The organism is Nocardia sp. NPDC049149 (assembly GCF_043197455.1).
Classification (GTDB): domain Bacteria; phylum Actinomycetota; class Actinomycetes; order Mycobacteriales; family Mycobacteriaceae; genus Nocardia.
Genome location: NZ_JBICTD010000019.1, coordinates 21812 through 37502, shown reverse-complemented (window position 1 = coordinate 37502; position 15691 = coordinate 21812). Strand labels below are relative to the sequence as shown.

Annotated in this window: 1 protein-coding gene; it reads left to right on the top strand. The window is 65.4% G+C overall.

The genetic code is table 11. The features are described 5' to 3' along the window. Positions 1-31 precede the first annotated feature (31 nt). Positions 32-15367: an amino acid adenylation domain-containing protein gene (locus ACGFNJ_RS42750; protein ID WP_393462154.1), complete on the top strand. Its 15336-nt coding sequence runs from the start codon at positions 32-34 to the stop codon at positions 15365-15367. Positions 15368-15691 lie beyond the last annotated feature (324 nt).

The window sequence follows — 15691 nt, the reverse complement described above, 5'->3', positions numbered from 1 at the left end:
ACATCATATGTCTGCACAAAAGGATGCCCTTATGACGACACGATCGGAATCGCACTTGCCGGATGCTGACCGTACGCAGCTGGATGAATTCGGCCAGGGTGCGGTCGTGCGGGAGGCGAGCGGTGAAAGGTGTTCATTGCTCGGGCGTTTCGCCGCACAGGTCCGCCGCGTGCCGGACAACCGTGCGGTGAGGTACGGCGACCAGGAATGGACCTATCGCGAGATCGACCAGTTGTCCACCCGCCAGGCGCACTTCCTGATCGAGCATGGCGTGCGGCCCGGTCGAACGGTCGGCGTGCTGTTGCCGCGGTCGATGCAGCGGATCACCGCGGTGCTCGGCATCCTCAAAACCGGTGCGGCGTATGTGCCCATCGATCCCACCTACCCTGATCACCAGATCGCCACCGTGCTCGCCGAATCAGGTGTGACGGCGGTCGTCACGTCGACCGAACTCGTTTCCCGCGTCGAGGCAACGCTGCCAGGCGAATACGGCGATATCACGATCGTCGATGTGGCCGATCGACGTATCCACAGCCAACCGGTTTCCGCGCTGCCGCTGCCGGATGCGCAGCAGCTGGCCTACGTCATCTACACCTCGGGAACGACCGGACGGCCGAAGGGCGTCGCGGTGCCGCATGGCGCGGTGTGCGATTTGATCACCGCGCACATCGAGCGGACCGGCATCGGCAGCGATAGCGGTGTATTACAGTTCTCCCCTTTGGTTTTCGATGCGTCGGTGCTCAACATGTGGTCGGCGCTGCTGGCCGGCGCGACGGCCGTTGTGCCCTCCGATGAGGAAGCTGTGCCAGGTGCGGCGTTCGTACGATTGATCCGCCGAGGGCAGGTGACGCATGCCCATCTCACCCCTTCGACGCTCGAGGTGCTCACTGCCGAGCAGTTGGCGGGGGTGACGCTGGTGAGCGGCGGTGAACCGTGCAGTGCGGCCCTCGTTGACCGATTCGCCGGCGATCGAGTCATGTTCAACGCCTACGGTCCGACCGAGACCACGGTGCTGGTGTCGATGACCGGACGACTCGCAGTCGGATCAGGGACTCCGTCAATCGGGGCACCGGTGCCGGGTGCGGGCCTGGTGGTGCTCGACGAGCGGCTGCGTCCAGTGCCGCGTGGAGTGGCCGGTGAGTTGTATGTAAAGGGTTCGGGCCTCGCTCGATGCTATTGGAACAGAGCAGGTTTGACGGCGTCGAGGTTTGTCGCCGATCCCCTCGGCGCCGCAGGCGGGCGGTTGTATCGCACAGGTGATCTGGTGCGCTGGAATGTGGTCGACGAGTTGGAGTTCGTCGGCCGGGTCGACGATCAGCTGAAGATTCGCGGATTCCGGGTGGAACCAGGTGCGGTCGAAAGCGAACTAATTGCCGTGCCCGGCATCGGCCGAGCCGTCGTCGTGGCGCGCGCGGATCGGGGCGGCGAGAAGCGACTCGTCGGGTACGTGGCGCCGGAGGTGAGCACGTCCAGGACAGACATCGAACCCGAGCGCGTCCGCTGGCAGCTCGCCCGACGTCTGCCCGAATTCATGGTGCCTGCCGCGATTGTGGTGATGGACCGGCTTCCGGCAACGATCAACGGAAAGGTCGACGTGGCGGCCCTGCCTGCGCCGGACTATGCGTCGACCGTTCCGTATCGCGCGCCGCAGACCGAGATCGAGGTCGAGGTCGCCCGGTGGTTCGCCGAGATTCTCGGGCACGACCGGATCGGTATGGACGACAACTTTTTCGAGCTCGGCGGTCACTCGCTGGCCGCGACACGGCTGACCAACCGGATTCGCGCGGCGCTCGGCAAGGACGTCCCGGTCGCTGCCATATTTGAGCAACCGACCGTGTCGGGATTGGTGCCGCTGCTGCACGAGTGGAGGTCCTCGCGCCCACCGCTCGAGCCGATGGCACGACCGATGGCCGTGCCGGTGTCGTTCGCGCAGCGCCGATTGTGGTTCCTGCACCGCCTGCACGGTCCGTCGGCCACCTACAACATCCCGCTCGCGTGGTCGCTGACCGGGCCGCTACAGCTGACCGCCCTGCGGGCCGCGTTCACCGACCTGAGCGTGCGCCACGAGTCGCTACGCACGGTCTTCACCGAGGTCGACGGCATTCCGCGACAACGGATCATCGATGTGGATGGAGCCGATGTCGATGTGGACGTTGTCGAAGCCGGCACCTGGACGCTGGGCAGGCTGGCCGGCGAGATAGCGGCGGCCGTGACGCACGCCTTCGATCTGGAGCGCGATAGTCCTTTGCGTGCCAAAATTTTTCGGTGCAGTGACACAGAACATGTGGTGCTGGTGGTGCTCCATCACGTCGCCGCCGACGGCTGGTCGTCTCGGCCGTTGCTGCGCGATCTTGCCCTGGCCTACCGCGCCAGGCTCGACGGTCGGGCACCGGAGTGGGCGCCGTTGCCGGTGCAATACACCGATTACGTGCTGTGGCAACGCCAGTTGCTTGGTTCGGAATCGGCGCCGACCGATGTGTTGTCCGCGCAGCTCGACTACTGGAGTGCCGAATTGGCCTCCGCGCCCGCATGTCTCGAGTTGTCCGCGGACCGTTCGCGTCCGCCGATCAGAACGCACCGGGGTGGCTCGCGGCCTTTCACTGTGGACGCGCGACTTGAATCCGACGTCCGCCGTCTGGCTCGCGACGCGGGAGCGACCGCGGCGATGGTGCTGCAGACCGCATTGGTGGTGTTGTTGCACCGGCGCGGTGCGGGCGAGGACATCCTGATCGGTTCGCCGATCGCCGGTCGCACCGACCAGGCCTTGGACGAGCTCATCGGCTTCTTCGTCAACACCTGGGTGCTGCGCGCGCACGTCGGTCCCGACCGGTCCGCAGCCGAGCTGCTCGCGATGGTCAAGCGAAAGGCGTTGGCTGCCTACGGAAATCAGGATGTACCCTTCGATCTTGTGGTCGAGCGGTTGAACCCGATCCGTTCCTCGGCACACCACCCGCTGATCCAGACGATGCTGGTGTTCCACCACGACCTCGTCACCGAACTCGATCTCGACGGCGTCGACAGCTCGGTCGTGCCGACGGACACGAAAACGTCGCAACTCGACCTGACATTCGTCATCACCGACAGCGGTCGCGGCGTGGGCTGGCAGGCCCAGATCACCTACGCCTGCGACCTTTTCGACCCCGCGACCGTCGACGAGCTGGCGGCGCAGTTTCTGCGAGTGCTGCGCGGAATCGTTGCGGACCCGAGCGTCCCGGTTGGCTCGCTCGACCTGCTCGGCAGTCGAGTGGTCCGTCAGCTGGACGTATTCGGCAATCGGGCCGCGTTGTCCGCCGGTCGCGGTGGCGCGACATCGCTGCCAGAAGCCTTTGCCGTGCAGGCGAAGCGCACACCGGCGGCGATTGCGCTCATCTTCGACGGCCAGACTTGGACCTACCAGGAGCTCGACCGACAGTCGACCGCAGTGGCGCACCGGCTGCGTGACGACGGCGTCCGGCCCGGGGATTTCGTGGCGCTGCTGCTGCCGCGCTCGGCCCACAGCTACATCGCGGTGCTGGCGATTCTGAAGATCGGCGCGGCCTATGTACCGATCGACCCCGATCTGCCGGACTACCGCGTCCGCTTCATCCTCGACGACGCGGCCGTGGCTGCGGTCGCTACCACAGCGCCCCTGCGGGCCCGGACGGAATCACTGCTGCGGTCGCCGGACCATCGCGCTCGGCCGGTCATCGACATCGCTGATCCGGCACTCGATTCGAAGCCGGGCACGCCGATCGACCTCCCTGATCCGTGGTCGGTGGCGTACCTGATGTACACCTCGGGAACAACCGGTGAGCCGAAAGGGGTCGCGGTGCGGCATGCCGGCATTGTCGAATTGGTTGCCGTGCACACGCGTCATCACGCGGTGCACGGTGGCAGCCGGGTTCTGCTGTTCGCCCCGCTGGTGTTCGACGTCTCGGTGATCGACATGTGGTCGGCGCTGTTGACCGGTGCGACCGCGGTAGTGCCTACCGACGAACAGGCGCGTCCAGGGGAAGCGTTGGTGGAGCTCGCCGCTCAGGCGGCGGTCACCCATGTGCATGTGACGCCCTCGACATTGGCCGTGTTGTCGGCAGGCGATTGGGGCTCGCTGGAGTTGCTGTCGGTGGGCGCCGAGGTGTTGCCCGCGCAACTGGCCGACGAGTGGGCCGGTCGCTTTTCGATGGTGTACCGATACGGTCCGACCGAGGCGACGGTGTATTGCACGATCACTGGTCGATTGTCGGTGGGGATGGGAGCGCCGGCGATCGGTTCGCCGGTGCCGCACGCTGGGTTGTTCGTGTTGGACGGCAGGTTGGGTCGGGTGCCGGTGGGTGTGGTGGGTGAGTTGTATGTGGGGGGTTCTGGTGTGGCGCTGGGGTATTGGGGGCGGTCGGGGTTGACTGCGGCGCGGTTTGTGGCTGATCCGTTCGGGGGTGGTGGTGGTCGGTTGTATCGGACGGGTGATTTGGTGCGGTGGAATCGGTTGGGGGAGTTGGAGTTCTGTGGTCGGGTCGATGACCAGGTGAAAATCCGTGGTATCCGGGTGGAGCCAGGGGAGGTGCAAGCGACGTTGAGTAAGCATCCGCAGGTTACCGGCGCTGTGGTGGTGGCTCGTCCGGACGCCGCGGGTGAGCGCAGGCTGGTGGCGTATGCGGTGGTAGCCGGGGTCGGTGTGGATTCGACGTCGCTGCGGCGGTTCGTCGCGCACAGGTTGCCGGAGTATTCGGTGCCCGCTGCGATCGTCGTCGTCGACGAGATTCCGACGACGGTGAACGGCAAGGTGGACAAGTCGGCATTGCCTGATCCGGAGTACCTGTCTGAGCATGCTTTTCGTGCGCCGGTGACGCCGGTGCAAGAAACGGTGGCGCGGCTTTTCGCCGAAGTGCTCGGGTTGGACCGGGTAGGGATCGATGACGACTTCTTCGCGCTCGGCGGACATTCGCTGGCAGCAACGCGATTGTCGAGCCGGATCCGCACCACGCTCGGTATCGAGATCCCGGTCCGTGCGGTGTTCGACGCACCAACGGTATCGAGACTCACTGCCGAGTTCGGCACGGGAATCGAACCGCGTCCGCCGTTGCGTCCTACGATACGGCCGCCGATGATTCCGCTGTCGTTCGCGCAACGCCGACTGTGGTTCCTGTATCGCCTGGAAGGCCCTTCGGCGACCTACAACATTCCCATGGTGCGACGATTGATCGGGCCATTGGACCGGGACGCACTGCGGGTCGCCGTCGTGGATGTCGTGGCCCGGCACGAATCGCTGCGCACGATCTTTCCGGAATCCGACGGAGTACCGCGCCAGCACGTCGTTTCCGCCGACACTGCCGATTTCGGCTGGACCATTGTGGACGGCACAGCCTGGGACGAGACCCGGCGCCATGCCGCCGTGGCGCGTGCGGCCCGACATCACTTCGATTTGGCCACCGAGGTTCCGTTCCGGGCCCAACTGTTGTGTTCCGGTGCGGACGAGCACCTGCTGCTGGTCGTCGTGCACCATATCGCCGCGGACGGTTGGTCCGCCGCACCGCTGTTCAACGATCTGGCTGGCGCCTATCGAGCGCGTCTCGCCGGTCACGCTCCCGCGTGGTCCCCGTTGCCGGTGCAGTACGTGGATTACACGATGTGGCAGCATGCCTTGCTCGGTTCGGCCGACAACGCCGACAGTTTGCTGTCCGCTCAGGTCGGATACTGGCAACGGGAACTGGTGGATGCGCCACGACTGATGGCTCTGCCCGCCGATCGCCAACGGCCGTCTGCGATGTCCCACCGCGGCGCGTTCGTGTCTTTTTCGATAGCTCCCGCTGTGTGCGAAGCGGTTTCGCGATTGGCCGAAACCGAAGGTGCGACGGTATCGATGATTTTGCAGGCCGCTCTGGTCGTCCTGTGGCATCGCTTGGGCGCGGGAACGGACGTGGTGATCGGCGCGCCGATCGCCGGACGGACCGATCAGGCGCTCGAAGAGCTGGTTGGGTTCTTTGTGAACACCTGGATCCTGCGTGTGCGACTGACTCCGGACCAGTCCTTCGCCGAGGTGCTGGCCCAGGTCCGACAAAAGGCGTTGGCTGCCTATGAGAATCAGGACGTCCCGTTCGAGGTTCTGGTCGAGAGACTGAACCCGATCCGGTCGCCCGCCTACCATCCGTTGTGCCAGACGCTGCTGGCATTCCAGCACAGCACCGCCGCCGCCCCGGAATTTCCCGGTCTCACAACTACCCCGGTCTCCATGGCGGCGGGCACGTCCCGGATGGACCTGAACATCGCGATTGTCGAGCAGCACGATATCGGAGGCTGGACCGGCTGGATCGAATACGCCACCGATCTGTTCGACGCGGCGACCATCGACGCGATCGCCGCCCAGTTCGTTCGGGTGCTGACCGCGGCGGCGGCCGATCCGGCGAGACCGGTGGCCGCGATCGAACTGCTTGCGGCGCAGGATATCCGGCAGTTGGTGTCGTACGGCAACACCGAGGTGCTGAATTCCGGACGAGGCGACCGGAAATCAGTGCCGGAAGCCTTCGCCGCCCAAGTCGCGCGCACCCCGCAGGCGACTGCGCTCGTCTTCGACGACCGAACCTGGACGTACGCGGAACTGGACCGGCTGTCGACCCGCTTCGCGCATCGGCTGCTCGACGGCGGTGTCGAACCCGGCGACCGGGTGGCACTGCTCTTGCCTCGTGCCGTGCACCCGTTCGTCGCGGTGCTGGCTGCTCTGAAGGCCGACTGTGCCTATGTCCCGTTGGAACCCGGGTATCCGGACCGCCGCCTCGCCTTCCTGCTTCGCGATGTCGCACCGGCGGTGGTGGTCACCACCTCCGCGTTGATAGATCGTGTGGCCCTGGTGCTGAACGACATCGGAGCGGATCACCTTCCGGTCATCGACATCGACGATGAAAGCGACGAGCCGCGTTCGGATGGCAAACTGCCGTTCCCGCATCCCGGCCAGGTGGCGTACGTGGTTTACACGTCGGGTACGACGGGTGTGCCCAAGGGGGTGGCGGTGTCACACGCGGGTGTGGCCGAGCTGGCGATCGGGCAGGCCGTGCGGTTGGGGATCGATGGTGCAAGTCGGGTTTTGCAGTTGGCTCCTTTGGTTTTCGATGCGTCGGTGATCAACATGTGGTCGGCGTTGTTGAGTGGAGCGGCGGCGGTGGTGCCGACGGAGGAACAGGCGCGCCCGGGTGTGGATCTGGTGGAACTGGTTGCGCGCCAGCGGGTCACCCATGTTCATCTGACGCCGTCGACGTTGGCGGTGTTGTCTCCGGATGGCTGGGACTCGGTGGAGTCGGTGTTGCTGGGCAGCGAAGTACTACCAGCCGAACTGGTCGAGCAATGGGCCCCACGGTTCCCGATGGCCAACACCTACGGTCCGACCGAGGCGACGGTGTATTGCACGATCACTGGTCGATTGTCGGTGGGGATGGGAGCGCCGGCGATCGGTTCGCCGGTGCCGCACGCTGGGTTGTTCGTGTTGGACGGCAGGTTGGGTCGCGTGCCGGTCGGTGTGGTTGGCGAGTTGTATGTCGGGGGTTCTGGTGTGGCGCTGGGGTATTGGGGGCGGTCGGGGTTGACTGCGGCGCGGTTTGTGGCTGATCCGTTCGGGAGTGGTGGCCGGTTGTATCGGACCGGTGATCTGGTCCGCTGGAACCGGTTGGGGGAGCTCGAATTCCGCGGCCGGGTCGACGACCAGATCAAGATCCGCGGATTCCGGGTCGAACCCGGCGAAGTCCAGGCAGTACTGGCGTCGTCCCCTCGGGTTGCCCGGGCGGTCGTCGTGGTGCGTGCGGAGGCGGGGGATCGCCGTCTGATCGGCTATGTGGTGCCCGCAGTTGCAGGCACCGATCCGATCGAGGTCCGAGACTTCGTCGCGCAGCGGCTGCCCGCGTTCATGGTGCCCGCTGCGGTGGTGATGGTCGACGACATTCCGGTGACGGTGAACGGGAAGCTGGACGAGTCGGCGCTGCCTGCGCCGAAGTACCTTTCCCAGCGTGCTTTTCGTGCGCCGGAGACGCCGGTGCAGGAGGCGGTGGTGAAGCTGTTCGCCGAGGTGCTCGGGCTCGGCAAGGTCGGCATCGATGACGACTTCTTCGAGTTGGGCGGGCACTCGTTGTTGGCGACGCGGTTGACGAGCCGAATTCGAGCGGTGCTCGCGGTGGAGGTTCCGGTGCGGGCGGTGTTCGAGGCTCCGACCGTGGCGCGGTTGGCTGCGGTGTTCGATGCGGAAGTCCGATTGCGGCCTCCGGTGGTTGCGGTGCCGCGCCCGGAGCGGGCCCCGCTGTCGTTCGCCCAGCGCCGCCTCTGGTTCCTGTCGCGCCTGGAAAGACAGTCTGCGACGTACAACATTCCGATGGTGTGGCGTCTCACCGGACCCTTGGACGTCGCGGCGCTGCACGCGGCGATCACCGACGTCGTGGCCAGACATGAATCCTTGCGCACACTGTTCCCGGATATCGACGGAGTGCCGTACCAGCGAGTGCTGGCCATCGACGACGTGGACATCGGCTGGCAGGTAGTGGACGCGACCACGTGGAGCTCGACCGAGTGTTCGGCGGCCCTCACGCGGGCAGCGCGGCGGACATTCGATCTGGCCGAGGAGATCCCGATCCGCGCGCGGCTGCTGCGATGTGCGTTCCGCACGCACGTGCTGATGATCGTGGTGCACCATATCGCGGCCGACGGGTGGTCGTCGGCGCCGCTGTTGCGGGATCTCGCCGCCGCCTACGACGCCCGGCGCACCGGTCGCACCGCCGATGCGCCCTCACTGCCGATCCAGTACATCGATTACACGCTGTGGCAGCGGGAGCTGCTCGGTGCGATGCACGATCCCGCCAGTCTGGTTGCCACGCAGCTCGATTACTGGCGCGGCGAATTGGCCGGTGCTCGGCAACTGCTCGACCTACCGGCCGATCGACTACGACCGCACGAGATGTCGGCCTCCGGTCAGGTCGTGGCGTTCACCATCGATCCCGAGTTGCGCGCGGCCATCGCGACACTGGCTGCCGGTCACGGCGTGACGGTGGCGATGGTTCTGCAGGCGGCGCTGGTGGTGACGTGGCATCGGCTCGGGGCCGGGAACGACATCGTGATCGGCTCGCCGATCGCGGGCCGGACCGATCATGCGCTCGACGATCTGGTGGGCTTCTTCGTCAACACCTGGGTGTTGCGGACGACCGTCACACCGGAGTCGTCGTTCGCCGAAGTGCTGGCCGGAGTCCGGCGAAAGGCGTTGGCGGCCTACGAGAACCAGGATGTGCCGTTTGAGGTCTTGGTCGAGCAGCTCAATCCGAGCAGATCGGCCGCGCACCACCCGCTGTTCCAAACGATGATCGTATTCCAGAACCAAGCTGCCGCAGAGCTGAAGCTGTCCGACGTGAGCGCCGCCGTCGTGCCGATAACGACCGGAGCCGCGCGGATGGACCTGAATGTGGTCGTCGTCGAGCAACCCGATGTTGCGGGTTGGTCCGGCCGAATCGAGTACGCCACAGATCTTTACGACCAGCCAACGATCGACGCGATAGTGGCTCGTTTTCTGCGGGTACTCACCGCGGCGACAGCAGATCCGGCCGCAGCTGTCGGCAGTATCGATGTGCTGGCGGCAGCGGAGCTGAGGCAGTTGGCATCGTTCGGCAATGTCGGTGCAGCGGCCGCGAAACCCACGGGACGGTCGTCGTTACCGGAAGCCTTCGCCGCGCAGGTTTCCCGGACACCGGACGCCGTCGCGCTCGTTCACGACAATCGGACGTGGACGTACCGAGAGCTGGACCACGACGCCGACCGGTTGGCGCACCGGCTGATCGGACGCGGTGTCGGTGTGGCCGATATCGTCGGGCTGCTGTTGCCGCGCACCCCGGACAACTTCGCCGCGGTCCTCGCGGTCCTGAAGATCGGTGCGGCATATCTCCCGATCGATCCCGCCTATCCCGATCACCGGATCGGGTTCGTGCTGAACGACGCCTCTGTCGCGGCGGTGGTGACGGTCGCCGACTCGATCGGCCGGGCAACGACATTGCTCGAATTGATCGACCGCGCGGACCGTCCGGTCATCGACGTCCGTGACCAGCTCACCGGCACCGAGCCGGGCACCGCCCATCCGTTCCCGCATCCCGATCAGGTGGCGTACGTGGTTTACACCTCGGGGACTACCGGTGTCCCGAAGGGGGTCGCGGTGTCACATGGGGGTGTGGTGGATCTGGTTGCTGCTCATGTCCGGCGGCTCGGTGTCGGTGGTGGGAGTCGGGTTTTGCAGTTGGCTCCTTTGGTTTTCGATGCGTCGGTGATCAACATGTGGTCGGCGTTGTTGAGTGGAGCGGCGGCGGTGGTGCCGACGGAGGAACAGGCGCGCCCGGGTGTGGATCTGGTGGAACTGGTTGCGCGCCAGCGGGTCACCCATGTTCATCTGACGCCGTCGACGTTGGCGGTGTTGTCCCCCGACGGCTGGGACTCGGTGGAGTCGGTGCTGCTGGGCAGCGAAGTACTACCAGCCGAACTGGTCGAGCAATGGGCCCCACGGTTCCCGATGGCCAACACCTACGGTCCGACCGAGACGACGGTGTATGCCACCATCACCGGTGACCTGTCTGCGGGGACGGGCACACCCTCGATCGGGTCCCCGCTGCCACACGCCGGGTTGTTCGTGTTGGACGGCAGGTTGGGTCGCGTGCCGGTCGGTGTGGTTGGCGAGTTGTATATCGGGGGTTCTGGTGTGGCGCTGGGGTATTGGGGGCGGTCGGGGTTGACTGCGGCGCGGTTTGTGGCTGATCCGTTCGGGAGTGGTGGCCGGTTGTATCGGACCGGTGATCTGGTCCGCTGGAACCGGTTGGGGGAGCTCGAATTCCGCGGCCGGGTCGACGACCAGATCAAGATCCGCGGATTCCGGGTCGAACCCGGGGAAGTCCAAACCGTACTGACGACCTACCCCGGCATCCGGCAAGCCGTCGTGATCGCCCACTCCCGGCAACCCGGCGAACAACAACTCGCCGCCTACATCGTCACCGACCCCGCCGCCGGCGTGATCGATGTCGTCGCACTCAAACGCTTTGCCGGACAACGACTACCAGCATTTATGATCCCCACAACGATCATGACCCTGGACGCGATTCCGGTCACCGTCAACGGCAAACTCGACACCCAGGCACTACCGCCCCCGCAACACCAGCCGGCAGCCCACAACCGACCACCCCGCAGCGCCCACGAACGAATACTGGCCGGACTGTTCACCGAAATCCTCGGACACGACCACGTCGGCGTCGACGACAACTTCTTCGACCTCGGCGGCCACTCACTCTCGGCAACCCGCCTCGTCAGCCGCATCCGAACCACCCTCGGCACCGAAATACCCATCCGCCGAATATTCGACACCCCCACCGTCGCCGAACTCGCCACCACCATCGACACGAGTGCGCGGCGACGCCCGCCACTGATCGCTCTGCCTCGGCCAGAACGGATTCCACTGTCCTTCGCACAGCAACGCCTGTGGTTCTTGTCTCGCTTGCAGGGCCGTTCGGCGATCTACAACATTCCCATGGTGTGGTCGCTCACCGGTCCCTTGGATATCGAGGCCCTGCGACTGGCCATCGTCGATGTCGTCGGTCGACACGAGGCGTTGCGCACAGTGTTTCCCGAGGTGGATGGCGTGCCGTACCAGCATGTTCGCGAGCCCGCCGCACCCGCGTGGCAGGTGCTCGACGCCACCGGCTGGGACGAGAGCAGGATGGATCGCGCGACTGCGGAACTGGCCCAGTACGCCTACGACTTGTCCGTCGACGCGCCGGTCCGTGCCACCGTGCTGAGCCGCGGTGCCGGCCAGCATCGACTGGTGCTACTCATCCATCACATCGCAATCGACGGCTCCTCGATGCGTCCACTGCTGCGGGATCTGACCACCGCCTATGTCGCGCGGACGAAAGCGGCAGCGCCACAGTGGAAGGCGCTTCCGGTGCAGTACCTCGACTTCACGATGTGGCAACGGAACCTGCTGGGGGCGTCGACCGACGCCGAAAGCCTGCTCTCGACACAGATTCGATACTGGCGCGATGAGCTCGACGGTGCCCCGGCGCAATTGGCCCTTCCCACCGACCATGCCCGGCCTCGGGTGGCTTCCTACGCGGGCGATGGGCTGGCGTTCACGATTGATGCGATGCTGCAGCAGGAGATTCGACAGGCGGCCGCCCAGGCAGGCGTGACGGTGTCGATGTATCTGCAAACGGCGCTCGCGGTGCTCTTGCACCGACTCGGCGCCGGCGACGACATCGTGATCGGCGCACCGATCGCCGGACGTACGGACGAAAACCTGGACGACGTGGTCGGATTCTTCGTAAACAGCTGGGTACTGCGCGTACAGCTTTCCCGGTCGGCCACGTTCGCTCAGCTACTCACCCAGGTGAAGCGAAAGGCGTTGAGCGCGTACGAGAACCAAGACATTCCGTTCGAAGCCGTGGTCGAAGCGCTGAACCCGCCGCGTTCCACCGCCCATCACCCGGTGTTTCAAACGATGTTGGTGGTCCAGAACACGATCGGGAACGACCTCGGGCTACCGGGCGTGCGAAGTGAACGGGTGTCGCTGCCCATCGCCGTGTCGCGCATGGACCTGACTTTCACGGTCGACGATCGCGTCGCCGCGCCGGGGTGGCCGTGCCATATCGAGTTCGCTACCGAGCTGTTCGAACGACCAACAATCGAGTCGCTGGCACAGCGCTGGCTGCGCATCCTCGCGGCCGTGGCGGCCGAGCCGACCATCCCGGTAGGCGAGGTCGAATTGCTGGCCGACGCCGAGCAACGGCAGTTGGATGCCATCGGCAACATCGCCGCGCTGCGTGCTGCGCCGGACGGTCCCGTCGTCCCGGAGTTGTTCGCAGAGCAGGTGATTCAGCGTCCGCAAGCCACCGCAGTGCAGGTCGACGACGCGCAGTGGACCTACGGCGACGTCGATCACATGTCGTCCCGGCTGGCGGGCGAACTGCTCTCGCAAGGGGCCAGGCCGGGCGACCTGGTCGGAGTTCTGCTGCCGCGTTCGGTGTACTCGGTGGCGGCCGTGCTGGCCGTATGGAAGGCCGGCGCGGCGTACGTGCCGGTCGACCCAGACTATCCGGACGATCGGATTCGCTTCATGTTCGGTGATGCGGGAGTGAGCGTCGTCATCACGACTACGGATCTGGCCGGTCGGATCGAGCAGTCGAGCAGCGATGGCACTGCGCCGGTGAAGATTGTCGACGTCCGTGGTTGCCCGGGTGCGCCGCACGCCGGTTTCCCGGCGGTGCGACCGAGCGCGGACAGCTTGGCCTACCTGATCTATACCTCGGGAACGACCGGGCAGCCGAAGGGCGTCGCCGTCACACACGGGAACGTGTCGCGCCTTTTTCGTGCCGCGAAACCGGTGGTCGCTTTCGGGCCGGACCGAAAATGGAGTTGGTTCCACTCGCTCGCCTTCGACGTCTCCGTCTGGGAAATGTGGGCCGCCTTGGCGCACGGCGGATGTCTGGTCGTGGTTCCCGACGTCGTGGGGCGGTCGCCGGTCGCGTTCGCGCGGCTGATCGTCGATGCGGGCGTGACCGTGCTGAGCCAGACGCCTTCCGCGTTCTTCACACTGCCGCCGGTTCCCGATTCAATGCTGGACACCGTGGTCTTCGCCGGTGAGCGGCTGGAGCCGGCACGACTGCGAACGTGGATGGAGGTCCACCGCGGCGTGCGCTTGCTCAACATGTATGGCCCGACCGAGACGACCGTGTACGCGTCCGCGGGGCAGATCGACGCAGCTGATCTCGACTCGAGCGCGAGCCCGGTCGGTACCCCGCTACCCGACCTTGCGTTCCTCGTGTTGGACACCCGACTCCGCCGGGTGCCGGTCGGCGTAGTGGGTGAGTTGTACGTCGGGGGTCCTCGTGTGGCGCTGGGGTATTGGCGTCGGCCGGGTTTGACCTCGGCCAGATTCATCGCTGATCCGTTCGGTGGTGACTGCGGCGGCGGTGGTGGGCGGTTGTATCGGACGGGTGATCTGGTGCGGTGGAATCGGCTGGGGACATTGGAGTTCTGTGGCCGGGTCGATGATCAGGTGAAGGTACGCGGGTTCCGGGTCGAGCCGGGGGAGATCGAAGCTGTGCTGTTCTCGCACCCACAGGTGAGCCAGGTTGTGGTGACGGCGCAGGTGGAGGCCGGGGCGGACACGCGATTGGTCGCCTACGTCGTACCGGCGGTCGCAGGAACGCTCGACACTGCGGATCTGTTCGGATTCACGGCACAGCGGCTGCCGGGCTTCATGGTGCCCGCCGCGATCGTGGCGGTCGACCAGGTGCCGATGACGGTGAACGGCAAGGTGGACAAAGCGGCCCTGCCCGCACCGGAGTACCGATCCACGTCAGCGTTCCGAGCACCGCAGACTGCGGTACAGGCCGAATTGGCGACACTGGTCGCGGAGGTACTCGGGGTTGAGCGAGTGGGCCTCGACGACGAGTTCTTCGCGCTCGGCGGTCATTCGCTGTCGGCGATGCGTCTGATAGCCGCGATTCAGCGATCGTTCGGCGCCGAGATCGCCGTCGGAGCTGTTTTCGAGTCACCGACCGTCGCGGATCTGGCTGCTGAAGTGGAATCCGGGCTCCGGCGGGCTGCTCGGCCGGTGACGAAACTCCGTGGCGGGACTGGAAACCCCCTGTTCTGCATTCACCCGGGAGTGGACACCGGCTGGGACTATGGCAACCTCGGGAAATACGTGCGCTGCCCGATCATGATGATTCGCCAGCTGTTCTTGGCGAGCGGTGCACATCCCGGATCTGTCCGTGAGCTGGCCACTTTGTACGCGGACGAAATGCAAGCCGTGCAAAAGACAGGGCCGTACCGGCTGCTCGGGTGGTCGTTCGGTGGCATCGTGGCCCACGAAGCCGCCGTGATACTGCAGGAGCGAGGCGAGACCGTGGCGAACTTGGTGCTGCTCGACAGCAGACTACCTGGAACAGATCCACAGCCCGTCGGCGACGAAGATCTCATGAACTACGTAATTCGTGGCTATCTCGCACGAATGGAAATTTCGTTGGCACACACTGCGGAAAGGCTGACCTACGCCGATATGCGAGCCTTGGCTGAAGAGCTCGATATCGTCGATTCGATTCCCCTGGAATCGCTCCTGCGAAGAAGCGTCGACGTCAGCCGGGAAAATCTCTTGTTGCTGCGGAATCATGAGCCGTCGATGTTCGATCGCGGCATCGCCGTCATCGCAATCCGTGGCCGGGCCGACAATGAAACAATCGTCGAGGACTGGCGAGAATACTCGAGCGGTGAAGTGCGCATTCTTCTGATTGATGGTGAACACGACACCATGCTTCAGATGGAATCGGTCGATCAGTTCGGCGAGTTTCTCCGCCGGACCCTCCAGCGCGATGATGATGTGCCATCCCGTTGAACGGACCGAGGTGGGAGTGGTTTCCCACTCTGATCGCAACTCCGCCGCATCGCTGGAGAACGTCGGTCCGCCTGCTCGGCGCACTTCACGCCCCCGGAGCACGCTGGTCGCCCTTGGCTTCTCAGACGGGCACGCTGCGTCGGACAGCAGAGCCGTTCGTCGAAGTCGCGGTACCGCCGCAGGGGTGACGGCGCCCAGTCCGCTCCGGTCGAGGCACTCGATCTTCGCGTAAGGCGAGGGACAAGCAGTGAGGGGGCGGAGCTTATGCGCACGACTCTTCAACGGTTCGAGCCGTTCGTCAACGATCGTCGATTGATAGGCAGA

What these genes read in the sequence shown, in the direction of transcription:
- ACGFNJ_RS42750 (WP_393462154.1), top strand. Translation starts at nt 32, where the DNA reads ATGACGACACGATCGGAATCGCACTTGCCGGATGCTGACCGTACGCAG.